The 1,159-nt window shown below is 71.5% G+C and carries 1 protein-coding gene; it reads right to left on the bottom strand.

Annotated features, from left to right (window positions below):
- Positions 1-57 precede the first annotated feature (57 nt).
- Positions 58-1,053 (bottom strand): aldo/keto reductase, encoded by a 996-nt coding sequence (locus ACWF41_RS19645; protein ID WP_380326679.1) that lies wholly within the window; start codon positions 1,051-1,053, stop codon positions 58-60.
- Between the last annotated feature and the right edge of the window lie 106 nt (positions 1,054-1,159).

Below are 1,159 nucleotides of genomic sequence, written 5' to 3'. Positions count from 1 at the left end.
GCATCCGATGCGGCCCGCCCTTCGAACTACCTCGGCGAGATCTGTACTACCTCGGCCTCACCACTTGTCGTGCACGTGCTCCCTGATCGCCTCGTCGTAGATCTCGCGCACGCCGGAGGTGAACAGCGGGCCGAGCACCTCGGCGGATCCGGCAGCCGCGTTGAGCCGCGCCTGCTCGGCGCTGCGCGCGCCGGGGATGACGGTCGAGACGCCGGGCTGCTGCCACACCCACGCGATCGCCGCCTGGGCGGGCGTGAGGTCCTGCCCCGCGGCGGAGCCCGCGAGCTCCGTGAACCGCGCGGCGGCATCGACGCCGACGTCGAACGGGACGCCCGCGAACGTCTCCCCGACGTCGAAGGCCTTGCCCTCGCGGTTGAACGTACGGTGGTCGTCCTCGGAGAACGTGGTGTCGTGCGTGTAGCGGCCCGACAGGAGGCCCGACGCGAGCGGCACGCGCGCGATGATCCCGACCCCGGCCGCCGAGGCCGCGGGCAGCACCTGCTCGAGCGGCTTGAGCCGGAACGCGTTCAGGATGATCTGCACCGTGGCGACGCCTGGCCGCGCGATGGCGGTCAGCGCCTCCTCGACCGTCTCGACCGAGACCCCGTAGGCGGCGGTCACGCCGTCGGCCACGAGGGTGTCAAGCGCGTCGAACACCTCGTCGTCCGAGTACACGGCCGTGGGCGGGCAGTGCAGCTGGACGAGGTCCAGCGTCTCGACGCCGAGGTTGCGGCGCGACCGGTCGGTCCACTCGCGGAAGTTCGCGAGCACGTAGTTCTCCGGCACCTGGTCCATCCGGCGGCCCATCTTCGTGGCCACGGTGAGACCGTCGTCGCGGTGGTCCGCGAGGAACGCGCCGACGATCTGCTCGCTGCGCCCGTCCCCGTAGACGTCGGCCGTGTCGTAGAACGTCACTCCGGACTCGAACGCGGCATCCAGCACCGACCGGGCCTGGTCGTCGTCGACCGAGCCCCAGTCCGCCCCCAGCTGCCAGGTTCCCAGGCCGACGACCGACACCAGCCGGCCGGTGCGGCCGAGCACCTGTTTCTCCATCGTTCCCCCGTTCGGTGGCGGCGCCACCCCCCCCAACGGCGAAGAACCACCCCCAACAAGAGGGAGCGGCAGCAAGCCCGGCTCCCCCCCACCAAACACCCAACCA

The organism is Isoptericola sp. NPDC055063 (assembly GCF_053608125.1).
Note: the sequence above shows the minus strand (reverse complement) of the source record. Positions and strands in the feature narration are given on the sequence as shown.

Coding starts and splice junctions, on each gene's coding strand:
- ACWF41_RS19645 (WP_380326679.1), bottom strand. CDS start 1,053: ATGGAGAAACAGGTGCTCGGCCGCACCGGCCGGCTGGTGTCGGTCGTC.